Source organism: Kiloniellales bacterium, assembly GCA_030064845.1.
In the GTDB taxonomy this organism is placed as follows: Bacteria; Pseudomonadota; Alphaproteobacteria; order Kiloniellales; family JAKSDN01; genus JASJEC01.
The window spans coordinates 21,648-47,648 of sequence record JASJEC010000024.1 but is presented as its reverse complement, the minus strand read 5'-3'; the positions used below and the strand labels follow the sequence as shown (position 1 = coordinate 47,648).

The 26,001-nt window shown below is 66.3% G+C and carries 27 protein-coding genes; 10 read left to right on the top strand and 17 right to left on the bottom strand.

Translation table 11 applies throughout. The features are described 5' to 3' along the window. Positions 1-69: 69 nt before the first annotated feature. From QNJ67_11115 to QNJ67_11105, 3 genes are read right to left on the bottom strand one after another with little or no spacing between them, the layout of a single operon-like run. The gene (locus QNJ67_11115; protein ID MDJ0609514.1) at positions 70-696 is read right to left on the bottom strand and encodes a hypothetical protein; all 627 of its coding nucleotides are present in this window, start codon (positions 694-696) and stop codon (positions 70-72) included. A gap of 17 nt (positions 697-713) precedes the next feature. Then, positions 714-1,697 carry an NAD-dependent epimerase/dehydratase family protein gene (locus QNJ67_11110; GenBank protein MDJ0609513.1) on the bottom strand — a complete coding sequence of 328 codons (984 nt, stop codon included), beginning with the start codon at positions 1,695-1,697 and terminating at the stop codon, positions 714-716. After that, positions 1,694-2,893, bottom strand: coding sequence for a fumarylacetoacetate hydrolase family protein (locus QNJ67_11105; protein MDJ0609512.1), 1,200 nt, complete (start codon positions 2,891-2,893; stop codon positions 1,694-1,696). Before QNJ67_11105 ends, QNJ67_11110 begins: the two co-directional genes overlap by 4 nt. Before the next feature lie 127 nt (positions 2,894-3,020). Between QNJ67_11105 and QNJ67_11100 the strand changes: the two genes are divergently transcribed. The 4 genes from QNJ67_11100 to QNJ67_11085 are packed head-to-tail and all read left to right on the top strand — an operon-like array spanning position 3,021 to position 6,333. After that, positions 3,021-3,956, top strand: coding sequence for a 2-hydroxyacid dehydrogenase (locus tag QNJ67_11100; protein ID MDJ0609511.1), 936 nt, complete (start codon positions 3,021-3,023; stop codon positions 3,954-3,956). A 25-nt stretch (positions 3,957-3,981) separates the two neighbouring features. Continuing rightward, on the top strand, positions 3,982-4,827 hold the full coding sequence (locus tag QNJ67_11095; protein MDJ0609510.1) for a fumarylacetoacetate hydrolase family protein: 846 nt from the start codon (positions 3,982-3,984) through the stop codon (positions 4,825-4,827). Beyond that, positions 4,824-5,882 carry a tartrate dehydrogenase gene (locus tag QNJ67_11090; GenBank protein ID MDJ0609509.1) on the top strand — a complete coding sequence of 353 codons (1,059 nt, stop codon included), beginning with the start codon at positions 4,824-4,826 and terminating at the stop codon, positions 5,880-5,882. The genes QNJ67_11095 and QNJ67_11090 overlap by 4 nt, the downstream gene beginning before the upstream one ends. Positions 5,883-5,904: 22 nt before the next feature. Further along, on the top strand, positions 5,905-6,333 hold the full coding sequence (locus QNJ67_11085) for a universal stress protein (protein ID MDJ0609508.1): 429 nt from the start codon (positions 5,905-5,907) through the stop codon (positions 6,331-6,333). Between the two features lie 103 nt (positions 6,334-6,436). On the opposite strand, the gene QNJ67_11080 is transcribed toward QNJ67_11085, so the two are convergent. Beyond that, complete coding sequence (locus QNJ67_11080; GenBank protein ID MDJ0609507.1) at positions 6,437-7,618, bottom strand: pyridoxal phosphate-dependent aminotransferase; 1,182 nt, start codon at positions 7,616-7,618, stop codon at positions 6,437-6,439. Positions 7,619-7,771: 153 nt separating this feature from the next. On the opposite strand from QNJ67_11080, the gene QNJ67_11075 reads away from it, so the two are divergent. Then, positions 7,772-8,155: a nuclear transport factor 2 family protein gene (locus QNJ67_11075; GenBank protein ID MDJ0609506.1), complete on the top strand. Its 384-nt coding sequence runs from the start codon at positions 7,772-7,774 to the stop codon at positions 8,153-8,155. A gap of 269 nt (positions 8,156-8,424) precedes the next feature. Here the strand turns inward: QNJ67_11075 and QNJ67_11070 are convergent, their stop codons facing one another. Both QNJ67_11070 and QNJ67_11065 read right to left on the bottom strand, forming a co-directional pair. Then, positions 8,425-9,069 (bottom strand): TetR/AcrR family transcriptional regulator, encoded by a 645-nt coding sequence (locus QNJ67_11070; GenBank protein ID MDJ0609505.1) that lies wholly within the window; start codon positions 9,067-9,069, stop codon positions 8,425-8,427. A gap of 76 nt (positions 9,070-9,145) precedes the next feature. Continuing rightward, the gene (locus QNJ67_11065) at positions 9,146-9,970 is read right to left on the bottom strand and encodes an SMI1/KNR4 family protein (protein ID MDJ0609504.1); all 825 of its coding nucleotides are present in this window, start codon (positions 9,968-9,970) and stop codon (positions 9,146-9,148) included. A gap of 226 nt (positions 9,971-10,196) precedes the next feature. Here QNJ67_11065 and QNJ67_11060 point away from each other — a divergent pair, with 226 nt between their 5' ends. The 4 genes from QNJ67_11060 (at position 10,197) to QNJ67_11045 (ending at position 15,737) form a co-directional block, all read left to right on the top strand. After that, the gene (locus tag QNJ67_11060) at positions 10,197-11,075 is read left to right on the top strand and encodes a 3-keto-5-aminohexanoate cleavage protein (protein ID MDJ0609503.1); all 879 of its coding nucleotides are present in this window, start codon (positions 10,197-10,199) and stop codon (positions 11,073-11,075) included. A gap of 145 nt (positions 11,076-11,220) precedes the next feature. Next, the gene (locus QNJ67_11055; protein MDJ0609502.1) at positions 11,221-12,795 is read left to right on the top strand and encodes a trimethylamine methyltransferase family protein; all 1,575 of its coding nucleotides are present in this window, start codon (positions 11,221-11,223) and stop codon (positions 12,793-12,795) included. A 22-nt stretch (positions 12,796-12,817) separates the two neighbouring features. After that, a complete protein-coding gene (locus QNJ67_11050; GenBank protein MDJ0609501.1) occupies positions 12,818-15,235 on the top strand; it encodes an FAD-dependent oxidoreductase in 2,418 nt (805 codons plus the stop codon). A gap of 4 nt (positions 15,236-15,239) precedes the next feature. Continuing rightward, entirely contained in the window at positions 15,240-15,737 is a 498-nt protein-coding gene (locus QNJ67_11045; protein ID MDJ0609500.1) for a thioesterase family protein, read from the top strand. 26 nt (positions 15,738-15,763) lie between these two features. Here QNJ67_11045 and QNJ67_11040 read toward each other — a convergent pair whose 3' ends face one another. Genes QNJ67_11040 through QNJ67_11030 form a run of 3 tightly spaced genes read right to left on the bottom strand, consistent with a single transcriptional unit; the run spans position 15,764 to position 18,344 of the window. Further along, positions 15,764-16,348: a pilus assembly protein gene (locus tag QNJ67_11040; GenBank protein ID MDJ0609499.1), complete on the bottom strand. Its 585-nt coding sequence runs from the start codon at positions 16,346-16,348 to the stop codon at positions 15,764-15,766. 32 nt (positions 16,349-16,380) lie between these two features. Then, on the bottom strand, positions 16,381-16,989 hold the full coding sequence (locus tag QNJ67_11035; GenBank protein MDJ0609498.1) for a pilus assembly protein: 609 nt from the start codon (positions 16,987-16,989) through the stop codon (positions 16,381-16,383). After that, on the bottom strand, positions 16,986-18,344 hold the full coding sequence (locus tag QNJ67_11030; GenBank protein MDJ0609497.1) for a pilus assembly protein TadG-related protein: 1,359 nt from the start codon (positions 18,342-18,344) through the stop codon (positions 16,986-16,988). The genes QNJ67_11035 and QNJ67_11030 overlap by 4 nt, the downstream gene beginning before the upstream one ends. Positions 18,345-18,696: 352 nt before the next feature. Here QNJ67_11030 and QNJ67_11025 point away from each other — a divergent pair, with 352 nt between their 5' ends. After that, positions 18,697-19,299: a hypothetical protein gene (locus QNJ67_11025; protein MDJ0609496.1), complete on the top strand. Its 603-nt coding sequence runs from the start codon at positions 18,697-18,699 to the stop codon at positions 19,297-19,299. A gap of 18 nt (positions 19,300-19,317) precedes the next feature. Here the strand turns inward: QNJ67_11025 and QNJ67_11020 are convergent, their stop codons facing one another. From QNJ67_11020 to QNJ67_10985, 8 genes are read right to left on the bottom strand one after another with little or no spacing between them, the layout of a single operon-like run. Further along, positions 19,318-19,653: an iron-sulfur cluster assembly accessory protein gene (locus QNJ67_11020; protein ID MDJ0609495.1), complete on the bottom strand. Its 336-nt coding sequence runs from the start codon at positions 19,651-19,653 to the stop codon at positions 19,318-19,320. 53 nt (positions 19,654-19,706) lie between these two features. Beyond that, positions 19,707-20,105, bottom strand: a complete 399-nt coding sequence (locus QNJ67_11015; protein ID MDJ0609494.1) for an SUF system Fe-S cluster assembly protein — start codon at positions 20,103-20,105, stop codon at positions 19,707-19,709. A 2-nt stretch (positions 20,106-20,107) separates the two neighbouring features. Continuing rightward, complete coding sequence (locus tag QNJ67_11010) at positions 20,108-20,575, bottom strand: SUF system NifU family Fe-S cluster assembly protein (GenBank protein ID MDJ0609493.1); 468 nt, start codon at positions 20,573-20,575, stop codon at positions 20,108-20,110. After that, entirely contained in the window at positions 20,575-21,828 is a 1,254-nt protein-coding gene (locus tag QNJ67_11005) for a cysteine desulfurase (protein MDJ0609492.1), read from the bottom strand. The genes QNJ67_11010 and QNJ67_11005 overlap by 1 nt, the downstream gene beginning before the upstream one ends. A gap of 10 nt (positions 21,829-21,838) precedes the next feature. After that, a complete protein-coding gene (gene sufD, locus QNJ67_11000) occupies positions 21,839-23,149 on the bottom strand; it encodes a Fe-S cluster assembly protein SufD (protein ID MDJ0609491.1) in 1,311 nt (436 codons plus the stop codon). Beyond that, a complete protein-coding gene (sufC, locus tag QNJ67_10995) occupies positions 23,146-23,904 on the bottom strand; it encodes a Fe-S cluster assembly ATPase SufC (GenBank protein MDJ0609490.1) in 759 nt (252 codons plus the stop codon). The genes sufD and sufC overlap by 4 nt, the downstream gene beginning before the upstream one ends. A 37-nt stretch (positions 23,905-23,941) precedes the next feature. Next, a complete protein-coding gene (sufB, locus tag QNJ67_10990) occupies positions 23,942-25,393 on the bottom strand; it encodes a Fe-S cluster assembly protein SufB (GenBank protein ID MDJ0609489.1) in 1,452 nt (483 codons plus the stop codon). Between the two features lie 41 nt (positions 25,394-25,434). Beyond that, on the bottom strand, positions 25,435-25,896 hold the full coding sequence (locus QNJ67_10985; GenBank protein MDJ0609488.1) for an SUF system Fe-S cluster assembly regulator: 462 nt from the start codon (positions 25,894-25,896) through the stop codon (positions 25,435-25,437). Positions 25,897-26,001 lie beyond the last annotated feature (105 nt).

Below are 26,001 nucleotides of genomic sequence, written 5' to 3'. Positions count from 1 at the left end.
GCGGGCGTCAAGACAGAAAATCCGCACAGGCGAGATTCTCGTGGATCTTGTCGCAGAGACGGTCGGGCGCTACGCGGCGGGCTTGCCGCCTTCGTTGGGGTTTGAGCTTCGGATGCGTTTCACTTCCTGCCCGCTCGGACGGGTCAGGTAGTCGATCACGAGGTCGCTGTCCAAGACCTTGCCTATGGCGACTTCGAGCGCTTCGTTGAAGACCTCGTCCACGAGAAAGGTCTGCGGTCTCCGGCCCTTGAAGACGGCGAGCTTCGCGTCGCCGGTGGAGACCGCCACCACGACTTCGACGAAGGGGTTGAACGTGCCCCCGCCCATGTAGGCGGCCTCCACGCTCACCTTCAGGGACTTCTCGGCGGGGTCCCCGACGCGGTAGTTCTTGGCTTCCAGGCCTAGGCGCAGGAGGGCTACGGCGGAGTCGGTCCAGTCATGCAGGTCCATCAGCCATCTCTGTTCCCCCCAGGCATCGATCAGGACTTCGTGACCGACGACCTGAACGTTACTGATGGTGACCTTCACCGGCTGGGTTGTCGCCGGCAGTCGGCTATCTTTCGACCAGACTGCGGTCTCGCTCGGGGTGTAGTAGTGCGTGCAGGCCGTGGCCGCGAGGATGAGGCCCACCGCGGCGAGCCGGCGTCCGCCCCGAAACGCGGCGCGACACGCCGAGGCGAAAGGGCGGAGATCCATGCTTCTGCCTTTGCCTTTCACAGGTAATCCTCGATGTAGGCCTGGACGATCTCGTCCAGGCTGTCTTCTTTCGGCAAACCGAGCGCGGTGGCGCGTTCGTAGCTGGCGTCGAGCGGCCAGGTTGCGACGATCGCCTCTATGAAGGGGTCGGGCTCGACGGTGATCTTGCCCAGCGGCCGGTCGCCGGCGACCCGCTGGAGCGCCTCGATCATCTCGGCCACGGTCACAGTATGGCTCGGCAGCTCGACCGCCCGGTCGTCGCCGAGCGCGGCGCCGTCCGCCTCGTGCAGCGCGATCAGGCCCTCGACGATTGAGCGGTAGCCGAGCACCGGCATGACGGTTTCCGGCTTGACCGGCAGGGCGCAGTCGACGCCGTTCAAGGGCTCGCGGAACAGGCCGCTGACGAAGCTGGAGGCGGCGGCGTTGGGCTTGCCGGGCCGGACGATCACGGTCGGCAGGCGTGCCGAGCGGCCGTCTAAGAAGCCCTTGCGGGTATAGTCGTTGACCAGCAGCTCGCAGATCGCCTTGGTCGCGCCGTAGGTCGTCTGCGGCGTCTGCTTGACCGTGTCGCCAACGGCCTTTGGCATGGCCGAGCCGCCGAAGACGGCGATCGAGGAGGCGAAGACCAGGCGCGGCAGGCCGGCGCGCGCCCGGCAGGCCTCCATGACGTTGAGGCCGCCGTCGAGGTTGACCCGGAGCGCCAGATCGAAGTCCTTCTCGCCGCCGCCCGAGACGACGGAGGCGAGGTGGAAGACCGAGACCTCGTCGCGGTCGACCAGGGCCTTGACCTCGTCCCGGTTCGAGATTTCGCCCAGGGCAACGGCGACCCTTGAATCGTCGAGCCCCGCAGGCAGGGCCTCGGGGGCCTGCATGTCGAACAGCAGGAGAGAATCGATCGCCGCGCTTCTTCCCGAGGGTGTGGTGAGTTCGCCTCTTTCCAGCAGTTTCTGGGCCAGGCGCAGGCCGATGAATCCGCAGCCGCCGGTGATGACCACTTTCATGATGGAGCTCCCAGGAGGCCGCGCGCGGCCAGGTTAGCCATGAAGGCGGCGATGCCCATCTCCCACGGCGGGATCTCGCCGCTCAGCCCGACGGTGTTGACCAGGGCGCCGAGCTTGGGACTGGAGATGGTGACGACGTCGCCCTGCTTGTGGGTGAAGCCCTCGCCGGGCGCGTCGCGGTCCTGCACCGGCACGAACATGGTGCCGGTGAAGAGCGCCAGGCCGTCGGGATACTGGTGCTCCGGGCCGATCGCCTGTCTGGCCAGATCGAGCAGGTCGCGGCTGATCTCGGCGATCGAGTTGACGCCCTCGAGGGCGAAGCCGTCGGCGCCCGCGACCCGCAGGTGGACCTCGGCGCGCCGGGCGTCGTCCAGGGTGAAGGTCTCGTCGAACAGCCGGATGAAGGGGCCGAGGGCGCAGGAGCCGTTGTTGTCCTTCGAGCGCCCGAGCAGGAGGGCGCTGCGCCCCTCGAAGTCGCGCAGGTTGACGTCGTTGCCCAGGGTCGCGCCCACGGTCTCGCCGCGGGCGTTGATCACCGTGACCAGCTCCGGCTCCGGGTTGTTCCAGGACGAGCGGGGATGCAGGCCGATCCGGGCGCCGGTGCCTACGGCGGAGAGCGGCTGGGCCTTGGTGAAGATCTCGGCGTCGGGCCCGATGCCGACCTCGAGGTACTGAGACCAGAGGCCGCGCTCGATCAGCGCCGCCTTGAGGCGATCGGCCGCTTCCGAGCCTGGTTTAACCTCGGACAGGTCCGTGCCGATCTCGGCAACGATTCGCGCACGGGCCGCCTCGGCACCGGCCGGGTCGCCCTTGATCTGCTCCTCGATGACCCGCTCCAGGAGCGAGCGCACGAAGGTGACGCCGCAGGCCTTGAGAGCCTGGAGGTCGGTCGGCGCCAGGAGCGAAGGTCGGGCCCGGTCGTGCCGGGCGAAGTGGCTGTTCGCGACGATTTCATCGATCCCGTCCACCAGCACCTCGCCCCCGCTCGCCGCGCCGCGGGCGGCGGCCGCCGGATCCTCGGCGTTGATCAGGTGGGTAACGGTGGGGAAAGCCCCCGTGACGTCGACAAGCGATTGGCCCTCAAGGACGACGACGCTGGGTCCGCCCGGATCGCCCGGCCGCCAGACGCGACCGAGCAAGGTGCCCGCCGCACCGTCTTCCGGCAGACACGTCTTGGCATCCAGTTCCGCGCCCATGGCCCCGCCCCCTGATCGCTCGTGCCCTCACTATGCCGCTGCGGCTTGGTTCCGCAAAGTTGCAATGCTATCCATGGAGAGAGCGATCGGGATCCATAAGCCAGAACAGCCACACCGGGGGAGGAGCATGAAGCCCGAGATCGTCATGGTCGGGCCGATGATGCCCCATGTCGTGGCCGCGTTGGATCAGGATTTTCAGATCCACCGCCTGTGGGAAGCGCCCGATGCCGGCGCACTCCTGGGAAAGGCGGCGGCGGCGCGCGGCATCGCGACGACCGGGGACCTGGGCGCCGACGCCGCCCTCATGGACGCGCTGCCCAAGCTCGAGATCGTCGCCTGCTACGGGGTCGGCGTCGACGCCATCGATCTGACGCACGCCGCCAAGCGGGGCGTGACCGTGACCAACACACCCGACGTGCTGACCGACGACGTCGCCAACCTCGCGGTCGGCCTGATGCTCGACGTCACCCGCGGCATCAGCGCGGCCGACCGCTTCGTCCGGCGGGGAGACTGGCTCAAGGGGCCCATGCCGCTTTCCCGGAGCCTGGTCGGCTGGCGGGTCGGGATCCTCGGGCTCGGGCGCATCGGGCTCGCCATCGCAAGGCGGGCCGAAGCCCTGGGCTGCACGATCTGCTACCACGGGCGCCGGCGCAGGGAAGACCTGAGCTATCCCTACTACGAGGACCTCGCCGCCATGGCCCGGGACTGCCGCCTGCTGGTGGTCTCCTGTCCCGGCGGCCAAGGCACCCGCCATCTCGTCAACGCCGAGGTGCTGGCGGCCCTGGGTCCCGAGGGCGTGCTGATCAACATCGCCCGGGGCTCGGTGGTCGACGAGCCGGCGCTGGTGAGCGCGCTGGAGGCGGGGACACTCGGCGGCGCCGGGCTCGACGTCTTCGAAGCGGAACCGCGCGTGCCCGAGGCGCTCTTCGCCATGGAGAACGTCGTGCTGCAGCCGCACCTGGGCAGCGCCACGGTCGAGACCCGCCACGCCATGGGCGACCTCGTGGTCGAGAACCTGCGCGCGCATTTCAACGGCAAGCCGGCGCCGACGCCGGTTAAGTAACACCTTAACAAGGGGGAAAAACTCCATGAAGTTGCTTCGTTATGGTCCGGCGGGCCAGGAGAAACCGGGCCTGTTGGACGCCCAGGGCGCCATCCGCGACCTCTCGGGCGAGGTCGCCGACGTCGCGGGCGAAGCCCTGCTTCCTGCCTCGCTCGAGCGGCTTAAGGCGATCGATCCCGCCTCTCTGCCCAAGGTCGAGGGCAATCCGCGGATCGGGCCCTGCGTCGGCGCCGTCGGCAAGTTCCCGGCCATCGGCCTCAACTACGCCGACCACGCCGAGGAATCCGGTCAGCCCGTCCCCGAGGAGCCGGTGATCTTCATGAAGGCGCCGTCGTGCATCTGCGGGCCCAACGACGACACGGTCATGCCGCGGCACTCGACCAAGCTGGACTGGGAGGTCGAGCTCGCCATGGTGATCGGCAAGCCGGGCGTCTACATCGAGGAGTCTGAGGCCGCCGGGCACATCGCCGGCTTCTGCGTGGTCAACGACGTCTCGGAGCGCAATTTCCAGCTCGAGAGCACGGGACAGTGGGTCAAGGGCAAGAGCGCCGACAGCTTTGGGCCGGTCGGCCCCTGGCTGGTCACCCCGGACGAGGCGGGCGACCCTCACAATCTGGGTATCTGGCTCGAGGTCAACGGCGAGCGCCAGCAGAACGGCAACACCGAGACCATGATCTTCAACGTCTACCACCTGGTCAGCTACGTCAGCCGCTTCATGAGCCTGCAGAGCGGCGACATCATCACCACCGGCACGCCGCCCGGCGTCGGCCTGGGCCAGAAGCCGCCGCGCTTCCTTAAGGTCGGCGAGACCGTGCGCCTCGGCATCGACGGCCTGGGCGAGCAACAGCAGCGCATCGTGGCGGCGCCATGACCAAGTACAGCATCTCGGCCATCCCCGGCGACGGGATCGGCAAGGAGGTCGTGCCTCAGGGCATCGCGGTCTTGGAGGCCGTCGGGGCGAAGCACGGCATCGCCTTCGACTGGCGGCACTTCGACTGGAGCTGCGAGACCTACCAGGCGACCGGCCGGATGATGCCCGAGGACGGCCTCAAGCAGATCGAGAATGACGACGCGATCTTCCTGGGCGCGGTCGGCTTCCCCGGCGTGCCGGACCACGTCTCGCTCTGGGGCCTCTTGATCCCGATCCGCCGCAGCTTCCGGCAGTACGTCAACCTGCGGCCCGTGCGCCTCTTCGAGGGCGTGCGTTGCCCGCTCGCCGGCCGCAAGCCCGGCGACATCGACTTCATGATCGTGCGCGAGAACAACGAGGGGGAGTACTCCGAGATCGGCGGCCGGCTCTACGCCGGGACCGAGGAAGAGCTGGCGGTTCAGCAGAACATCTTCACCCGCAAGGGCGTCGACCGGATCCTGCGCTACGCCTTCGAGCTGGCCCAGGGGCGGCCGGCCCGGCACGTGACCTCGGCGACCAAGTCCAACGGCATCATCCACTCCATGCCCTACTGGGATGAGCGCTTCGCCGCCATGGCCGAGAGCTACCCGGGCGTGAAGACCGACCAGTTCCACATCGACATCCTCTCCGCCCACTTCGTGCTGCATCCGGACTGGTTCGACGTGGTGGTCGGCAGCAACCTCTTCGGCGACATCCTCTCGGACCTGGGACCGGCGGTGACCGGCACCATCGGCATCGCGCCCTCGGCCAACCTCAACCCGGAGCGCGCGCATCCCTCGATGTTCGAGCCGGTCCACGGCTCCGCGCCCGACATCGCTGGCAAGGGGATCGCCAACCCGATCGGCCAGATCTGGTCCGGCGCCATGATGTTGGACCACCTGGGCCACCCCGAGGCCGCGGCCGAGATCGTCGGCGCGATCGAGAAGGTCTTGGCCGCCGGCGCGCCGTGCACCCCGGACCTGGGCGGCGAGGCGAATACCGAAGAGCTGGGGCAGGCGGTGATCGCGGCGCTTTGAGTTCACTTAGTTGGAGCAAGCCATGATCAAGACCATTCTCGTTCCGATCGACACCGGCGAGAAGCAGGCGGGGGCCGCCGCGCTCGGCCTTGCCGCGAGCATCGCCAAGGCTCAGGGCGCGAAACTCGTGCTGCTGAACGTGGTCGAGAAGGTGCCGGGCTACCTCGTCTCGCAGTTGCCCTCGGAGTTTCACGAGAAGGCGCTCGAGGACGCCGAGGCGGCGCTCGGCGAGCTGGCCGACCGGCACGGCCTCTCGACCGCGGAGGTGGTGGTGCGGGCGGGCCTGCCTTCGAGCGAGATCCTCGAGTGCGCCGGTGAGATCAAGGCCGACATGATCGTCGTCGCCTCCCACGATCCTGGGCTGGTCGACTACCTCCTTGGCTCGGTCGCCGCCCGCGTCGTCCGCCACGCGCACTGCTCGGTCCTGGTCGCGCGCAACCTGGAGGACTGAGGCACGGCACTCGGGAGGCCTGCGCGCTCTACATCCTAGTTTTAGAGCAGATTCACCGGGTTGATGGATCGCCCGTGGCGATTCCATCTACCCCGGATCTGCTCTAGGCGCCGAAGTGCCGCTCCAGCCGGTCGAAAGCCCGGTCGATCGTTTCGTCGTCGACGCAGAAGGCCATGCGGACGTGGCTCTCACCCGTCGGCCCGAAGGCGGCGCCCGGCGTCAGGGTGACCCTAGTCTGTTCCAGCATGCGCAGGCAGAATTCCATCGAATTCTCGTGATCCGCGAGGATCCGCGGGAAGACGTAGTAGGTCCCCTCGGGCTTCACGTAGTCGAAAACGTGGGGTATCCGGTCCAGCCGTTCGCAGATCAGCGACCGCCGGCGCCCTAGGATCTTCCCGAACTCGGCGACATGCGCCTGCTCCTCGGTAAGGGCGGCGAGGGCGGCCAGCTGGGAGACCCGCGGCGCACAGATGATGGTCGCGTCGTGCACCTTGAGCACCTGCTTTTTCAACGCCTCGGGCAGCACCATGTAGCCGATCCGCCAGCCGGTCATGGCGTGGGCCTTGGAGAAGGTGAAAAGGTAGGCGACGTGGTCGCCGAACTCGGGGACCGCCGCGAGGTTGAAGTAGTGCCCCGCGTTCTCGTAGCAGAAGTGGTGATAGGGATCGTCGAGCAGGACGAGCACGCCGCGCTCGCGCGCGATCTCGCCGACCCGCCGAAGCTCCGGCTCGCAGAAGATCGTACCGGTCGGGTTCGACGGCGTGACCAGGACGATCGCCTTGGTCCGCTCGCCGATCAGCCCAGGCAGGAGATCGAGGTCGAGCTGCCAGCCCCGCGCCTCGTCGAGGGGCCAGAAGACCGGCGCGCCGCCGCAAAGGCGGATCTGCTGGAAATGGGAGGCGAAGCCGGGGTCGGTTACGATGATCTCGTCGCCCGGGTCGATCAGCACGTGGAACAGGGCGTTGAGGCCCTGCATGTTGCCCGCCGTCACCATCACCTGACGGTCCGGATCGGGCGTGGCGCCGGTGGCGCGCCGGTGCGTCTCGGCGGCAGCCTGGCGCAGCGCCGGCAGACCGTCGGGCAGCGTGTATTTTCCGAGGTCCGGATCGCTGTCCAGGAGCCGTTGAATGGCGCGGCGGATCGCCTCGGGCGTCTGGAACGACGGCAGACCCCAGGTCAGCGAGGCTACGTCCTCCACCCTGGCCGCCCGCATGGCCATCTCCTTGATCGCGGAGACAGTCATCCCGGAAACGTTCTTGGAGACCAGGGGGTGACCTTCGATCATTGGGATAGCACTCCTGAGGCGTGACGTGCTGTATAGGAACCCGCCTTGCCAATGCGGCGCCCTGATCTCGCGCAAAGCGCGTGACTTCTCCCCGCACGCGGCGGTGGCCGATGGAAGCCCTCCAGAGAAACAGTGCGAAGCGGAGCTTGAATGATGACCGACCGGCTCGAAACCATGAAACAGAACGCGAAGGCCTTCTACGACCTGATGTTCAATCAGTGTCAGCCCGCGCGGGCCGTCGAGATCTACACCGGCGACGTCTACATCCAGCACAACACCCATGTTGCAGACGGCAAGCAGGCCTTTATCGACTACTTCGAACGCATGGCGCGGGACTATCCGGGCAAGAAGGTGCTTTTCAAGCGCGCCATTGCGGAGGGCGACTACGTGGTCCTGCACTGCCACCAGATTTGGCCCAACGAGGAGTACGCAGGCATCGACATCTTCCGCTTCGACGAAGAGGGCAAGATCGTCGAGCACTGGGACGCCTTGCAGGTGATCCCGGCCGTGTCCGCCAACAGCAACACGATGTTCTAGGGCCTGTGGACATTCACGGCGCGCTCCTGGCGGGAGCGCATTTGCGCCGGGGCCAGGAGCGGGAGGTGCCGTGGGGTTGGGCCCCACAAGTCCTTCCGTGACGCCGCCCCGGCGCAAATGCGCCCCGTCCCGAAGGGATCCGGCGCAATCGGCCCGCTGCCGCGTTGCTTGTCGTCGAATATGCTCGGCATGTCCTTCCTCCTCGCGCCTAACAGCGGGCCGATTTCACTCGGACCAGGAGCGTGCCCTGTATGTCCACAGGCCCTAGGTCAGCTGCTCGGGTTCTCCGACCGGCCGCCCCAGATCCGGGCCACCAGCTCGTCGGCCCGCGACAGGCGCCGCTGGAGGAACTCCTTGGTTCGCTCCTGGCCCGGCGAGTCGTCCCGGGCCCAGACGCGCAGCGTCGCCAGGAAGAGGCCGGTCAGGCCGACCTCCTCGAGCTGCCGGCGGACGCCCGTCGCATCCAGGTAGGCCGCGTCGCGCAGCCACTGGATGGTCCGCGAGAGGTTGAAGATCAGGGGCACCCAGTGGTGCGGGTGGGAAAGGTAGATCTTCTCCTTCAGCATCTCGACCGCCACGGTGTGCCTCGGCGAGAGGGCGTCGAACCAGCGGCAGAGCAGGAGGTAGAGCCGCTCCTTGGGCGGCAGTGCGGCGAAGCCTTCGGGCGGCGTGTCGAGCATGGCCTGCCAGCCGCGCTGGAAGAGAGCGTCGGCGACCGCGTCCTTGTCGCGGAAGTGGGCCAGGATCTCGGCCGGGGAGATGTTGAGCGCCGCGGCCACCTGGCTCAGGCGCAGGTCAGGCCAGTTGCCCCGTTCGGCCAGGTCCAGGGTGGTCTCCAGGATCGCGCTCCGCAGGTCGCGCTCGGCCCTGCGGGCCGTGGATCCGGTCTTGCCCGCCCCCGCTTTCTCCGCCATGGCACCCATTCCATCCCAGGTGGTCGAAAATTATAGAGCCGCGACCGCGCGGCAACAACGCGCGGCTAGATCTGCTCTAGCCGCCGGTCAAGCAGCGGTTCTCGAGCTGCTTCAGGGCCTCGCCGGCCGCGGCCTCGGTCTCACCGCCGCCTGCGCCGACCTCAAGGCTGGGTGCGAAGCCCTCGGCTTCCAGCAGCTCCAGGGCCTTCCGCGCGCCCCGGATCTGCTTTGCCCGCTCCAGGCTGTTGACGGACTCCCTCAGGGCAATGGCGATACCCTCGTGCCCGTCTGCGAAGGCCTTGGCGACTTCGCCCAGCGAGAGGCCGGTCAGCTGGGTCAGGCTGCGGATCACGTCAGCTCGCTTCTCGTTCTTGCCGGGCCGCAGCGTGAGGGTCAGGCTCTCGACCGGCTCGCTGCCGATCAGGCCGGCCGGCGCCTGCCGGGGCGCCGTCGCGGCAAGCTCTTCGACCAGGGAGTCGGCCCAGTCCTCCAGAGAGGGGTGCTCCACATCGCGGTCCGGATCGTCGTGCCAGTAGGCGATCAGGCTGCCTTCCTCGAGATCGTAGGCCAGGTAGTCCGAGTTGCCGTTCAAGCAGAGGGGGAACCAGGTGGGCCGATAGGGCTCCAGATAGTCGCTCTCCGGGTCCAGGAACAAGCGCCACTCCCTGAGGGCCTCGGCGATCGGGAGCAGGCGAAAGGTCTCGCCCTCGACCAGCCGCTGGTCGGGCGCCTGGCCGTCGTGCCAACGATAGAGGGTGGCCAGGTCCTCGGGAAGATCGAGGCCCACCGCCTCGGAGACCGCCTCGCCGAGGGCGCGGATCTCGGCCTCGGTTGCCGGCGCACGGAAGGCCGGCGCCGCCTCGGCTCGGTCGATCGCCGCCAGTCTTTCCTTGAGGGACATGAGCGGGTTCCTTGAGGTTTGTGGGGCCGTCGAGGCTAGTAGTTCGGCCTAAAGGATTTCCTAGCGCGGGCGCGCTCTGCGGCCGCGCGCTCCACCCGTGGCGGCGCAGAGCAAATTTTTGGCGGGAAAATGCAAGACTTCGGAAGGGCCTTGTCGATAGCGTGCAGCCAGCTTGGAGAAACGCCCGCATCGCTGCCGGGGGCCGCATCTTGGGAGTAGCGCCGCCATGAACCGTGAAGTGATCGTCTCCTGCGCCGTGACCGGCGCGGGCGACACCGTGGACAAGCACCCGGCAATCCCGGTGACCCCGAAGCAGATCGCCGACGCGGCGATCGAGGCGGCGCGGGCCGGGGCCGCGATCGCCCACATGCACGTGCGCGAGCCCGACGGCCAGCCGAGCCGGAAGCTGGAGTACTACGGCGAGGTGGTGGACCGGGTGCGCGACGCCGACGTCGACGTGGTGATCAACCTGACGGCGGGCATGGGCGGCGATTTCTTCCCGAGCGAGGAGAATCCGGCGGTCGGCGGCCCGGGCACGGACATGGTCGGGCCCCTGGAGCGGCTGGAGCATGTCGAGGCCCTGCTGCCCGAGATCTGCTCGCTCGACTGCGGCACGCTCAACTTCGGCGCCGGCTGCTACGTCAGCACGCCGGAGATGCTCCGCATCATGGCCAAGAAGATCCAGGAGCTGGGCGTCAAGCCGGAGTTGGAGTGCTTCGACACGGGCCACGTGCGCTTCGCGACCCAGCTGGTCAAGGAGGGGTTGGTCGACGACCCGCCGCTCTACCAGATCTGCCTCGGCATCCCCTGGGGCGCGCCGGCGACCACGGCGGCCATGAAGACCATGACCGAGGACCTGCCCGAGAACGCCGTCTGGGCCGGCTTCGCGATCTCGGCCATGGAGATGCCCATGGTCGCCCAGGCCATTCTGCTGGGCGGCCACGTCCGGGTCGGTCTGGAGGACAACCTCTATCTCGAGAAGGGAGTCTTCGCCAGCAACGGCCAGCTGGTCGAGCGCGCGATCCAGATCATCGAGTTGATGGGCGCGCGCGCCGTGACGCCGGCCGAGGCTCGTGAGAAACTGGGCCTGAGGGCGAGAAACTAGCCTTGTGAGTGCAAACACGTTTTTCTTGTCATTGCCGTGCGCGACACGGCAATCCAGGGCGGTTGGCAACCCTGGATGCCCGGATCAAGTCCGGGCATGACAAGATGTAGGGAGTGGCCTCGATCCCTTTTTGTGGAGTCCTGAGATGACGGGAGCAGAAGTCGTCACCAGAAGGCGTGGCGGGCGCTCGGCCCGGCGCGAGCTGCGCGCCGCGCCGATCCCCGAGGCGGAGCGGGCGGTGAAACCCGGCATGGAGGGCGGTCGCTACAAGCCCCTTACCGACGCCGAGGTCGAGAAGATCCACAGAGCCGCACTGGATCTGCTGGAGACGGTGGGACTGGCCGACGCCATCCCCTCCTGCGTCGAGATGGTGACGGCGGCCGGCGGCAAGCTGAGCGAGGAGGGGCGGCTGATCTTTCCCCGGACCCTGGTCGAGGACACCCTGGCAAACTGCGCCCGGCACTTCCCGATCCACGGACGGGACCCGAAGCACGACCTGGAGCCCTGGGGCAAGAAGGTCTACTTCGGCACCGCCGGGGCGGCGGTCCACATGGTCGACGCGATGACCGGCGAATACCGGGAGTCGACCTCGCTCGACCTCTACGACATCGCCCGTGTCGTCGACCGGATGGACAACATCCATTTCTTCCAGCGCTCCATCGTCTGCCGCGACCTGGAAGACCCGCGTGAGATGGATCTCAACACCTGCTACGCGGCGATCTCGGGCACCGCCAAGCATGTCGGCACCAGCTTCGTCCTGCCGGAGCATGCCGCGGAATCCCTGGAAATGCTGCACTACGTCGCCGGTGGCGAGAAGCAGTGGCGCGAGCGGCCCTTCGTGTCGCTGTCGTGCTGCCACGTGGTGCCGCCGATGAAGTTCGCGGAGGACGCCTGCCGGGCGCTCGAGGTCTGCGTGCGCGGCGGCATGCCGGTGCTGCTGCTGTCGGCCGGACAGGCCGGGGCCACCAGCCCGGCGGCGCTTGCCGGCTCGATCGTGCAGGAGGTCGCGGAAGTGCTCGCCGGCCTGGTCTATGTCAACCTGATCGTGCCCGGCCATCCGGCGATCATGGGAACCTGGCCCTTTGTCTCCGATCTGCGCACCGGCGCAATGAGCGGCGGCAGCGGTGAGCAGGCGCTGCTCAGCGCGGCCTGCGCCCAGATGGCGCACTTCTACGATCTGAGCGGCGGCGTGCCGGCCGGCATGACCGACTCGAAGGTGCCGGACGCCCAGGCCGGCCTGGAGAAGGGTTATACCCAGGCGCTGGCCGGCCTTGCCGGCGCCAACATGATCTATGAGTCTGCTGGCATGCATGCCTCGCTCCTGGGCTTCTGTCTGGAGAGCTTGGTGATTGATAACGACACGATCGGCGCGGTGCTGCGCGGCGTGCGCGGCATCGAGGTGACCGACGAGAGCCTCTCCGTCGAGACCATCCGCCAAGTCTGCATGGAAGGGCCGGGGCACTTCCTCGGGCACGAACAGACGCTCGGCCTGATGCAGGCGGAGTACGTCTATCCCGAGGTCGGCGACCGTTCGAGCCCGAAGGAATGGGTGGAGCAGGGATCGACCGATGTCCGCCAAAAGGCCCGCGCCCAGGTCAAGGCCATCCTGGCGGAGCATTATCCGGACTACATCACGCCGGATCAGGATGCGGCCATTCGCGAACGCTTTCCGGTCAGGATCGCGCGTGACAACATGCGGCTCGGCAACGACCGCTGGTAATCAGGAACGGGGATACGAAGACATGAAAAGCCATGCGCGCGTGGTGGTGATCGGCGGCGGTGCCATGGGGGCCGGCCTGCTCTATCACCTGACCAAGGAAGGCTGGTCCGACGTCGTGCTGATCGACAAGGGCGAGCTCACCTCGGGCTCGACCTGGCACGCGGCCGGCCTGATCCCGCACTTTATCGGCGGGCTCTCCATGGCCGCGATCCACGCCCACGGGGTGGAGCTCTACAAGACCCTCGAGGCGGAGACCGGGCAGGCGACGGGCTGGCACGGCTGCGGCGCGATCCGCCTGGCGACCAAGCCCGACGAGGTCGACTGGTTCCGCTACGTCCAGGGCCAGCTCGCCTACATCGGCGTGGAGATGCACATCATCGGCCCCAACGAGATCAAGAACCTGCATCCGCTGCTGAATGTCGAGGGCATCCTGGCGGGCGCCTACACGCCCCACGACGGCCACACCGACCCGGCCAGCGCGACCCACGCCATGGCCAAGGGCGCGCGCATGGGCGGCGCCGAGATCGTGCTGCGCAACCGGGTGCTCGACACCAAGCAGCGCGCAAGCGGCGAATGGGAGGTGATCACCGAGCAGGGCACGATCACCTGCGAGCACGTGGTCAACGCGGCCGGCTCCTTCGGCGACCAGGTCTCGGCCTGGATCGACTACCGGGTGCCGATCGTCAACATGAGCCACCAGTACCTGGTGACCGAGAACCTGGCCGAGGTGGAGGCGCTGGACAAGGAGCCGCCTGTGGTCCGCGACCCCATCGCCTCGGCCTACTACCGCCAGGAGCAGAAGGGCATCCTGATCGGGCCCTACGAAATGGAGAACGCCCAGGCCTGGGGCCTCGACGGGATCGACTGGGGCTTCGACATGGAGCTGCTGCCGCCCGACCTGGACCAGATCTCGACCAGCCTCGAGCACGCCATGCACCGGCTGCCCTGCTTCGAGACCGCCGGCATCAAGCGGATCGTCAACGGCCCGATCACCCACCTGCCGGACGGCAGCTTCCTGCTCGGCCCGGCGCCGGGCGTGAAGAACTACTGGATGTGCTGCGGCGCCTCGATCGGCATCACCCAAGGACCGGGCGCGGGCAAGTATCTCGCCCAGTGGATGGTGCATGGCCAGGCCGACATCAACATGTATGGCCTCGACCCCAGGCGCTACGGCGACTGGTCGCTCGGCGACTACGCCTTGCAGAAGTCGATCGACGAGTACCAGCAGATGTACCAGGTGCACTACCCGGGCGAGTTCCGCGAGGCGGGCCGTCCGGTCCGAACCACGCCGCTCTACGGCAAGCTCAAGAACCAGGGCGCGGTCTACGCCGAGGTCTTCGGCTGGGAGCGGCCGAAGTGGTTCGCGCCTGATGGGGCTGAAGAGGAGTACGGCTTCCGCCGGACCTCTACCTTCGATCACGTCGCCGAGGAATGCAGAGCGGTGCGCGAGAGGGTCGGGGTCTTCGACCTCTCGAGCTTCGCCAAGTTCGAGGTCGCGGGCCCCGACGCCGAGGCCCTCCTGAACCGGCTTCTGGCCAACCGCATGCCCAGGAAGGACGGCGGCATCGTCCTGGCCCATCACCTGACCGAGGCGGGCCGGATCGAGAGCGAGTTCACCGTGACCCGGGTGCACGAGGGCCGCTACTACCTGCTCTCGGCGGCGGTCGCCGAGCTGCGTGACCTCGACTTCCTGACCCAGGACCGGCGCGGCGGGGAGACGGCGACGGCGACCAACGTCACCGACGACTATGGGGTCCTGGTGCTGACCGGCCCCAAGTCGCGCGACGTTCTGGGCGCCCTGACCGACGCGGATCTGAGCAGCGGCGCGTTCCGCTGGCTGACCGCGCGGACCATCGCCGTGGCGGGCGTGGACCTCCACGCGCTCAGGGTCTCCTACGCGGGCGAGCTCGGCTGGGAGCTGCACACGCCCATGGCCCGGCTCGAACAGGTCTACGACGCCCTGATGGAAGTCGGCCAAGCCCACGGCATCGCCGACTTTGGCGCCTACGCGCTCAACTCCCTGCGCATGGAGAAAGGCTACAAGGGCTGGGGCTCGGAGCTGACCAACGAGATCACCCCGATCGAGGCGGGCCTGGATCGCTTCGTCGACTTGGACAAGGGTGACTTCGTCGGGCGAGAGGCCCTGGTTGCGCGGCGCGGCAACGGCATCGACCTCAAGCTGGTCTACCTCGACGTCGACGCCGCGGACGCCGACCCCCTGGGCAACGAGCCGGTCCACGCCAACGGCGCGACGGTGGGCGTGACCACCTCCGGCGGCTACGGGCACGCGGTCGGCAAGTCGCTCGCCTTCGCCTACGTGAAGCCGGCGCAGGCGGCGCCGGAGACAGCGCTCGAGGTCACGATCCAGGGTGAGCGGCGCGCCTGCCGGGTCCTGGCGAAACCGGCCTACGACCCGGGGAACGAACGCTTGAGAGCGTAGCGCCGTGGGCGGCGAGGGCGGCGAGGGCGGCGGGCTGCGGTTGCACCGCGACCGGGTCCAGCCCGAGTGGATCGACTACAACGGGCACCTTAACGAGGCCTATTACCTCCTGATCTTCAGCCGGGCGACCGACGCCTTTATGGACTTCATCGGCATGGACGCAGCCATGCGCGAGGAGACCAATACCTCGATCTATACCCTGGAGACCCACATCACCTACCTCCAGGAGGTCGGCGAGGGTGAGGGGGTCGAGGTCGAGACCAGGCTGCTCGATTTCGACCGCAAGCGCTTCCACCTGTTCCACATCATGGTGCACGGGGAGAGCGGAGACCGCCTCTCGACCGCCGAGTGCATGCTGCTCAACGTCGACATGAGCGTCCCGCGGGCCGCGCCCTTCGGCGAGGCCGTGCTTTCGCGGCTGCAGGAGGTGGCACGGGCGCAGAGCGCGCTGCCGCGCCCCGAGGAGGCCGGAAGATCGATCGCCATCCCGCGGCGGTCCTGAGGGCGCCGCCCGCGCAGTCACAGGTCTTAGGTCGCGGGAGCCTGGATCGCCGAGAGGGCGCCGTTACGGGGGAATTTGACGGCCCGGTAGTAGATCTGCTGCTGCCCGGTCACCTGGCCGAACCACATGGGCTCGTAGTCGTAGAAGATCTCAACGATGATGGCGTTCTGCGTCGGTCTTAGGCTGAAACCGGTGGGCAGGTTGGCCGCCTGTCCTTCGACGCCGATCTGACTGTCGTAGTCCACGCCCGAACCGGCGATATTGCGCTGCCAGCTGACCGCGACCGGCGGGGTGGCGTCGGGGTCGGGATTGGCGGTGACCGAGCTGATCACCACAGCGCCCTGCACGTCGAGCTGATAGGGCAGGGCGACCGTCGAGGAGGCGCCGAGGATCTGCTGCAGGTCCTGCTCGGTGACTTCCGGCGTGCGGGTTGTGAGATCGGCGGTGGTAGACGCGACCCGCCCGAGCTTGTTGTGCAACAGCACGTAGGTAGAGAGCTCGATGCCGCCCATCAGCAGGAAGAGAAGGAACGGCAGGACCATCACGAACTCCATGGCCGTGACGCCTTCATCGCCGCGTAGAAGCCTGCCAATTCTGTTGCCAGTGGTCATAGTTCGGGCCTCGCTCGCCGCCTGTCCAAACACTAAGTCGCTTGAGAGTCGAGGCAGAGGTCCGAGTTGCCGAAGGGCTCGTTGCGGACCGCGACCCGAGCGGTCAGTGGCACCTTGCCGTCGCCGCCGATCATGGGTGACAGGAGGTTGGTCATGAATTCGTGCTGATAGTCGACGACGTAGATCACCACATCGTTGCCACCGCCGGCGCCGGGGCTCTTGGCGATGTCCTCGTCCCAACTACCGTTGCAATTGATGTCGGTGTAGCCGTCGTCTATCCCCGGTTCGTAGACGCCGATCTCGCCCGCATCGCCGACGATCGGTTCGGCGGTGTCGATGTCGGCGAAGTCCTGGTAGATCTCGGTGGTGATGTTGTCGGCGGTGACCTTGACGATGCCGTAGCCGTTCTTGTTGATGATGTTGATGATCTCCTGCTCGCGACTGGCGCCGTCGGTACGGCCGGTAATCGCGTAGCGCGCGGCTTCCCTGAGGCCACCCTCGAGGGCCGTGTTGGCGAAGAACAGCATGCCCATCTCCATCACGCCGATGAGCATGAGGACGAAGAGGGGCACGACGAGGCCGAATTCGAGCGTCGCGCCGCCGTTTTCCTCGCGGACGAGATCTTTCCGGGTTCTTGTCATCGGGCAACTCTCAGTTCAGAGGTGAGGTCTTGGGCGATGCCCTCGAAGACGGCTTCGAGGGCGATGGCGTCGGGCGCGAAGTTGTAGTAAGGCGGGTTCGGTTCCTGGGCGACCTGCATCAAGAGGTTCTGCAGAGTTTCATCCTCATCGGCGTACTGGATGACGTAGATCGTGGCGCCTTCGTCCTTGGCGTTCTGGGCAATCGTGAGAAGACGTTCGTTCATCTTCGCTTCGTTGAGACGCCCACGGTAGGCGTCCTGTGATGTGACGGTGTTGGCGCCGTCACTGAGCAGCACGATTGCGCGCTTGTGGCCCCCCGTAACGACGCTGTCGGCCTGCGTGTAGGGCACGCCCGGCATGAGCACGCGCCAAGCCCAGGCGAGCCCTTGGGGAATGTTGGTGTTTCCCGCGGGGCTTAGCAGGTCCCGGATTTCCTGGCGAACCGCTTCCTGATCCGCAGTCAGCGGCGTGATGGTGTGACTGAGGCACTGACCGTTGTCCTGCTTGGGCTCCCACCCGAGCCAATCCACGTTGCTGTCGCTCAGGTTGACTTGGCCGCGCAGGAAATCCGCGTCGTCGTTGTCGGTGGTGTTGGTCCAGAGGGCCAAGGGGCCAGCCGTGATGAGGCGCGCATAGACGCAGCCGCCCCACCCGCTGGGCGGCGTGGTCAGCAAGGGCACGGGCGAATTGTTGGCGAAGTAAAGTCGGTCCTGCATTACGAAGTCGCCGGTGCCGTCGGACGGTGTGTCGACTATGCGGAAATCCGGTGTGACCGTTTGCCAGGTCGTGGCGGCGGCGCTGTAAGTTGTGCCGTCGCTGACGTTGACGTTGGAGTTCCAGGGCACCACACCAAAACGGACGTTGCCGTCGATGTTGTCGTTGCCGGTTCCGGCGACGAGTGTGTCGATGAGGATCTCGGCCGCGTCCCGCGCCGAGGAGATACGCGAGCCGGCCATCGAGCCCGACATGTCGAAGGAGAGCACGACGTCGACCGTGCTCAGGCCCGTGGTCACCGTGGTGCTCGCGCCGACCTCGATCGTGTCGACGTTCAGGAGGCGCATCAGGGTCGTGTCGATCTCTGCCGAGGCGCTGAGTTCGATAGTATTTCCGTCGGCGCTGACCTTGGGCGCGTCCAGGGTGACATTGGCGCCCAGGTAGCCCTGCGGGAAGTTCACGTCGAAGTACTGTTGCACGTCGCCCTCGAAGTACTCCGTGCCGACCGAGTGGATGCTGGCGAGAGCGGCGGCATCGAGTGCGTTGCTGACGCGGCTCTTGATCGCGTAACCACGGCTGGTGTCGACCGCGAGGCCGATGAAGCAGACCAGAGGAATAAGAAGCAGGCCGAAAAGCGGCAACGAACCGCCTTCTTCGCTGCTGGTAAGCTGTTTGATGCGATCCGACAGGTTGGATCCATGTTCTTGGCCGCGCATTCCGAGAAATCCCGAAATTAGTTAATTTAGTTATCAAATAATATAACAAAAAATCAAAATAATGGTCAAACTAATTGTTGTATTAATCAAATATTATTGTGGAGCATTTGAGATAAATTACTTTATTTTTTGACTTCTATAAAGGGTTGTAGTTTTGAAACTTGGCATGAAAACTGAAATTGTTGTTAGCAAATCGTCAATTTGCTGCTAGGCTTTGATCGGGGATTACACGCTGAACGGGTCAATGTTCAGCTTGGGTTAACCACGTAGGTTAGTCATGGCTAGGGTCTATAAGCGCTTCTCCAGTGCCGGGAGAGCCAAGGCCGTTGGCGCTTTCCAACGCCTGGAGCCGACCGCGACCTATTGGAACACCCGGCAGGCCTTTCCGGTAATCGACAAGGAAAGGCCCGGGTACGGCTATCGCCACCTGCTGCGCCGCGACGACGTGATCCGCTTCCTCGAACTGCTGCCGACCTGGAACGAGTTGTCCGAGGGCCTCGACGCCATTGTGCTGACCGCCGGCGATCCCGAGATGGAGGGGTGGTACACCGACGGCGTGGTCGGTATCTGCGCCTGGCGGCGCGGTCTTTGGCGCCGTCATCCGGCCCATTACTACGAGGAGAACCAGGGCGTCTTCGATCGTCTCGGCGTTCCCGCCGAGCGCCGCGGCGATTGGGTCCTGTGCAAGTTCACTCTAGCCCAGGCGCGCGCCTATCAGCTCCTGAACATCCTGCTGCACGAGCTCGGACACCATCACGACCGAATGACGACCCGCTCCCAGTTCGAGTGCTCCCGCGGCGAGCCATACGCCGAGGCCTACGCCCTCAAGTACGAGGCGATCATCTGGGAACGTTACTGGGAGGTCTTCGGTCTCGACTGAGTGGCGTCGCGCCCGCCGTCAGATGTGGAAGCTCTCGCCGCAGCCGCAGCGGCCCTTCTCGTTGGGGTTCTTGAACACGAAGCCGGTCTGGAACTGCTCCTCGACGTAGTCCATCTCGCTGCCGATCAGGAACATGACGGCCGTGGGATCGATGAAGATCTTGACCCCCTTGTCCTCGACCACGTCCTCGAACTTCTTCTGCTCCTCGGCGTACTCGACGAAGTAGCTGAGCCCGGAGCACCCACGGCTCTTCACCCCGACGCGCAACCCGATCACGGGCGTGTCGCTCTTCTCCATCAGCGCCCGAGCGCGCTCGGCGGCGATATCGGTCAGGGTAATCATCGGTGCGACCATGGCGGTTACTCTAGCTCCGTGTTCCTTAAGGCCAATATAAGCGCGCTCTAGGCTCAGATCATCCCCAGGGCGAGCCTGGCGTCCTCGCTCATCCGCTCCGGGGTCCAGGGCGGGTCCCATACGAGACGCACCGTGACACGCCCCGTCCCCTGAACCTTGGCCACCGTTTCGGCCACCTCGCCGGGCATCTCGCCGGCCACCGGGCAGCCCGGCGCGGTCAGCGACATGAGAACCTTCACGTCTCCCGAGGGCGCGATATCCAGCTCGTAGATCAGCCCCAGTTCGTAGATGTCCACCGGGATCTCGGGATCGTAAACCGTATGGAGCGCCTCGATGATCTCCACCTCGTTGGCGACAGTGCTGCCCTCCGGCAGCGGCTCGCCGGCGGTCGCCTCGAACTCGTCGGGCTGATCGAAGCCCGGCGGGTAGGGATAGGGGCGTTGATCCATCATGGCTATTCCGTCGTGACCTCTTGTTCGCCCTTCACCGCGGCGTTCATCGTGTGCCAGGCGAGGGTGGCGCACTTGACCCGGACCGGAAACTCGCGCACGCCGGAGAGCACGGCGAGGCGGTCCAGCGCCTCTTCGTCCGCCTCGGCCGAGCCGGGGTCGAAGTCTTCCTCGGTGCACATGCGGTGCACGCTGTCGAACAGCACCTGGGCCTCGGCGGTCGTCTTGCCCTTGAGGATCTCGGTCATCAAGGAGGCGGATGCGACCGAGATTGCGCAGCCGTGGCCGACGAAGGCGGCATCCTGGATGATGCCCTGGTCGTCAACCGTCAAGAACACCGTAAGCGTGTCGCCGCAGATCGGGTTGTTGCCCAGCGCCTGGCGGTTGGCGCCCTCGGGGTGGCCCAGGTTCCGCGGATTGCGGCCGTGATCCAGGATCACCTCCTGGTAGAGTTCTCGCAGTTCGTCGAGCATCAGCCGAAGATCTCTTTCACCTTTTCCAAGGACCCGGCCAGAGCGTCGACCTCGTCGAGCGTGTTGTAAAGGCCGAAGGACGCCCGCGCCGTCGCCGCGACGCCGAGGCGTTGCATCAGCGGCATGGCGCAGTGGTGCCCTACCCGAACCGCCACGCCCTCCCGGTCGACGATGGTGCCTAGGTCGTGGGCGTGTGCACCGTCCAGAGTGAAGGAGACAATGCCGCACTTGCCGGGCTGGGTGCCATAGATTCTCAGGCCTTCGATGGCCGAGAGCTTCTGGGTTGCGCGCTGCAGCAGTTTCGACTCGTGCGCCGCAATCCGCTCCATGCCGATCGCGGAGACGTAGTCGATCGCCGCGCCTAGGCCGATCACCTCGACGATCGGCGGCGTTCCGGCCTCGAAACGGTGGGGCGGCGGGGCGAAGGTCGACTTTTCGAAGGTGACCGAGCGGATCATGTCGCCACCGCCCAGGAAGGGCGGCAGGGCCTCGAGCAGCGCCATCTTGCCGTAGAGCACGCCGATCGCGTTCGGTCCGTAGAGCTTGTGGCCGGTGAAGACGTAGAAGTCGGCGTCGAGGTCCTGGACGTCCACGTGGGAATGGACCACGGCCTGGGTGCCGTCGACCAGCATGAGCGCGCCCTGTGCGTGGGCAAGCTCGGCGATCTTCTTGATCGGATTTACCGTGCCGAGCACGTTGGAGACGTGGACGATCGACACCAGCTTGGTGCGTGGTCCGATCAGCTCGGCCAGGGCGTCGAGCCTGAGCGCGCCGTCGTCGGTGATCGGCGCGACTTTGATGACGATGCCCTTGCGGTCGCGCAGCAGCTGCCAGGGCACGATGTTGGCGTGGTGCTCCATCTCGGAGATCACGACCTCGTCGCCCGCCGAAAGGCTCTGGCCGAGGCTGTGGGCCAGCAGATTGAAGGCCTCGGTGGCGTTACGGGTGAACACGATCTCGTTGTCCGAGGCGGCGTTGATGAAGCGGGCGACGGTGCCGCGCACGCCTTCGAAGCGCTCCGAGAGGTTCTGGCTGAAGTTGTAGACGCCGCGGTGGACGTTCGCGTAGCCCTCGGTCATAACCGCCTGCATCGCGTCCATGACCGCGGTGGGCTTCTGCGCGCTGGCCCCGCTGTCCAGGAACACCAGCGGCTTGCCGTAGACTTCCTGGCTCAGGATCGGGAAGTCCGCCCTGATACGCTCGACGTCGTAGCCGTCGGCTTGCTCTCTCGCCAATGAGACGACTTCGTTCATTCCGGCCTCCTCACTCGGCCTTGAGCCAGTCTGCGATGCTCGCCAAAAAGGCCGGGCAGAGGTCCTCAGCGGCGATCGCCTCGACCGCCTCGGTCAAGAAGGCCTCGATCAAGAGCGCGCGCGCCCGTGCCTCCGGCAGGCCGCGGGCCCGCAGGTAGAACAGCGCGTCGTGGTCCAGATCGCCGGCCGTGGCCCCGTGGGAGCATTTGACGTCGTCGGCGTAGATCTCCAATTCCGGCTTGGCGTCGATCTCGGCCCGGTCGGACAGCAGCATGGCCTTGCTGAGCTGGTGACCGTCGGTCTGCTGGGCGCCGGGATGCACCACAATGCGGCCCTGGAAGACGGCGCGGGCTTCGTCGTCCAGCACGCCCTTGAACACCTCGCGGCAGGAGGTGTGGGGAACGCAGTGCTCGATAACCGTCGTGTTGTCGCAGTGCTGGGTGCCGCGCATCATGTAGGCGCCGTTGAGGTGGCAGCGCGCACCCTCGCCGGTTAGGCGCAGCGACACCTCGTTGCGCGAGAGACGCGCTCCCAGGGCCATGGCAAAGCCGTCGTAGTGGGCATCCCGGCCGACCACGCCGTTCACGGTCGAGAGATGAAAGGCCTCGGGGCCCTCGGCCTGCATCTTGTAGTGATGCAGCAGGGAGCCCCGACCGAGCGAGATCTCCGTCGCGATGTTGGCGAGGCTGGGGGCCTTGCCCGCGCTGACGAAGTGCTCGATCAAGACGGCCTTGCTGTCTTCCTCGAGCACGATGAGGTTCCGCGGGTGGTGGGAAACGGCGCCTTGGTCGCTGTCCGAGAGGTAGATTACCTCGATCGGGGAGTCGATGGCGACGCCGCGCCCGACCCTCAGGACCAGGCCGTCCTGCATCATGGCGGTGTTCAGGTCTAAGAGCGGCTGATCCGCCTCGGAACCCAGCTGGCCGAGAAACTCCTCGACCGAGCCGCCGCCGTCGCGCAGGTGGTCGGCCAGGCTGCCAAGGCGCACGCCCAGGGGCAGGCGGGTCACCATGGAGAGGTCGGGTCGGAAGCGGCCGTTGACGAAGACCAGGCGGTGGTTGCTCGCCCCGGCCGGCAGCAGCGATGGGAGCCGGTCCGGTCCGGGCCGGTCGGTCGCGGCCGGCGTGAAGGCGAGCTTTTCCAGGGGCCGGAGGTTGGTGTACTTCCAGGCCTCCATCTTGGGGTTCGGCAGACCGGTCGCACGGAAGGCGCCTATTCCGGCCTCGCGCAGATCGGCCAACCAGGGCAGATCTCCACCCGGCAGCGCGCCCTTCAGCGCGCTGTACTGCTCGGTGTAGGGCAGGGCGGAAGGCGCGGTCATGCAGCCACCTCGTCGCTCGGCACGAACTCGGCGTAGCCCTTCTGTTCGAGCTCCCGCGCCAGCTCCTTTCCGCCGGAGCGTTGAATCCGGCCGCCGGCCAGAACGTGCACATGGTCGGGCACGATGTACTCCAGCAGCCGGTTGTAGTGGGTGATCACCAGCATGGCACGCTCAGGGCCGCGCAGCGCGTTCACGCCGTCCGAAACGGTTTTCAGGGCGTCGATGTCGAGGCCGCTGTCGGTCTCGTCGAGGACGGCCAGGCTCGGCTCGAGCATGGCCATCTGGAGCATTTCGTTGCGCTTCTTCTCGCCGCCGGAGAAGCCGACGTTGACCGCCCGCTTCAGCATGTCGTCGGCGATGCCGAGCTCCTTGACCTTGGCGCGCATGACCTTGAGGAACTGCATGGCGTCGAGTTCGCTCTCGCCGCGGTGGCGGCGCACCGCGTTGACCGCTTCCTTGAGGAAGGTCGTGTTGGCGACGCCCGGGATCTCCACCGGATACTGAAAGGCGAGGAACACGCCTTCGGCCGCCCGCTCCTCCGGATCGAGGCCGAGCAGGTCCTTGCCCTTGTAGAGCACCTCGCCGCCGGTCACCTCGTAGCCTTCCCGTCCTGCCAGCACGTAGGAGAGCGTCGACTTGCCCGAGCCGTTCGGGCCCATGATGGCGTGGACTTCGCCGGGCGCGATCTTCAGGTCGATGCCCTTCAGGATTTCCTTGCCCTCGACGGTGACCTGCAAATTCTTGATCTCAAGCATAGAACTTTTCGTCCTTCTCAGTTCGTCTCGGTCGGCCTCAGCCGACGCTGCCTTCCAGGCTGATACCGACCAGCTTCTGGGCCTCGACCGCAAACTCCATGGGGAGCTGCTGCAGCACCTCTCGGCAGAAGCCGTTGACCACCAGGGCGACCGCGTCTTCCTCCGCGATGCCCCGCTGGCGGCAGTAGAAGAGCTGCTCTTCGCTGATCTTGGAGGTCGTCGCTTCGTGCTCGATCTGGGCGCCCCGGTTACGGCTCTCAATGTAGGGCACGGTATGGGCGCCACACTGGTCACCGATCAAGAGCGAGTCGCACTGGGTGTAGTTGCGCGCCCCGGTCGCCTTGGGCGAAACCTTGACCAGGCCCCGGTAGGTGCTCTGAGAGCGGCCGGCCGAGATGCCCTTGGCGATGATCCGCGACTTGGTGTTGCGACCCAGGTGGATCATCTTGGTGCCGGTGTCTGCCTGCTGGCAATTGTTGGTGATAGCGATGGAGTAGAACTCGCCGACCGAATTGTCGCCCTGCAGGATGCAGCTCGGGTACTTCCAGGTGATCGCCGAGCCGGTCTCGACCTGGGTCCAGGAGACCTTTGAGTTGCGGCCCCGGCAGGCGGCGCGCTTGGTGACGAAGTTGTAGATGCCGCCGACACCGTTCTCGTCGCCGGGATACCAGTTCTGCACGGTCGAGTATTTGATCTCGGCGTCGTCCAGGGCAACCAGCTCGACCACGGCGGCGTGCAGCTGGTTCTCGTCGCGCATCGGCGCGGTGCAGCCCTCGAGATAGCTCACGTAGGAGCCGGCGTCGGCGATGATCAGGGTGCGCTCGAACTGCCCGGTATTGGCGGCGTTGATCCGGAAGTAGGTCGAGAGCTCCATCGGGCAGCGCACGCCCTTGGGCACGTAGACGAAGGACCCGTCGGTGAAGACCGCCGAGTTCAGGGTCGCGTGTTTGTTGTCGGTGTAGGGAACCACGCTGCCGAGATACTTCTTGACCAGCTCCGGGTGCTTCTGCACGGCCTCGGAGATCGAGCAGAAGATGACGCCGACGTCCTCGAGCTTCTTCTTGAAGGTGGTCGCCACCGAGACGCTGTCGAACACGGCGTCGACCGCGACCCCCGCGAGCCGTTCCTGCTCCTTCAAGGGGATGCCCAGCTTCTCGTAGGTCTTCAGCAGCTCAGGATCGACCTCCTCGAGGCTCTTCGGCCCGTCGGCCGTCTTGGGCGCGGAATAGTAGTAGGCGTCCTGGTAGTCGAGCGGCGGGAAGTCCACCTTGGCCCACTGCGGTTCCGGCATATCGAGCCAGTGACGGTAGGCCTTGAGGCGCCACTCGGTCAGCCATTCGGGCTCGTCCTTCTTGTCGGAGATGAAACGGACGATGTCTTCGCTCAGCCCCTTGGGCGCCGTATCCGCCTCGATATCGGTGACGAAGCCGTACTTGTACTTCTCGGTGACGTCCTGAACCTGCTGGACCGTTTCGACCGTTGCCGCCATGCCGTCCTCTACTCCTTGCGTATTTGCCTGAAGCGCAGCGTCTAGTGCGCGTTGGTCACGCCGCAGGGCGCGCCCTTCTCGACCTCGTCGAACACCATGCCGGGTGTCGACATGTCCTCCAGTGTTACCTGTGACAGAGCGTTTTGGATCGCCTTGTTGACCTTGTCCCAATTGCCGCGCATCGGGCAGAGCGACGCGACGTCGCAGTGGCCGTTGCTCCCGTCCACGCAAGCGGTCAGCGCGATCGGGCCTTCCAGGGCCTGAATGATCTGCGCCACGGTGATCTCGTCGGCCGGGCGGGAGAGGGTGTAGCCGCCCGCGGCGCCGCGCTGGGAGGCAACCAGGGAATCCCGCGCCAGAGCGTTCATCAGCTTCGAGACAGTGGGCAGAGGCACCCCGGTTTCTTGGGCGATCTGCTGAGCGGTCCGAACCCGGTTGCCGGGCCGAGCCATCTGTGCCATCACCACCACCGCATAGTCGGTCAAGCGATTGAGACGAAGCATTGGCGTTCCTTAAATCATACCGAATTGGTATGGTTTCGTAGATATCGGTTTTCCGGCTGAAATCAAGCTTTTTCGAACCGAAGCGGCGCTGAATCCGGGAGGATT